Below are 352 nucleotides of genomic sequence, written 5' to 3'. Positions count from 1 at the left end.
CCTTGTAGGAGTTCTGGTCGAACTTACCGCCGGCGTGCAGCTGGGTCATGATGACCTCGGCCGCCGAGACGCCTTCGCCCTCGTGGATGCCGGTCGGAATGCCGCGACCGTTGTCGGTCACGGTGACCGAGCCGTCCTCGTTCAGGATGACCTGGACCAGGTCGGCGTGACCAGCCAGGGCCTCGTCGATGGCGTTGTCGACCACCTCATAGACCATGTGGTGCAGGCCGGAGCCGTCGTCGGTGTCGCCGATATACCGGCGTGACCAGCCAGGGCCTCGTCGATGGCGTTGTCGACCACCTCATAGACCATGTGGTGCAGGCCGGAGCCGTCGTCGGTGTCGCCGATATAC

At 65.1% G+C, this 352-nt stretch carries 1 pseudogene; it reads right to left on the bottom strand.

What is annotated here, in order from left to right:
• Positions 1-259 (bottom strand): annotated as a pseudogene (locus AC1DKY_RS21460) (ATP-binding protein); the annotation flags it as partial.
• Positions 260-352 lie beyond the last annotated feature (93 nt).

It is taken from the genome of Dyella sp. 01N448, from assembly GCF_056399225.1.
Note: the sequence above shows the minus strand (reverse complement) of the source record. Positions and strands in the feature narration are given on the sequence as shown.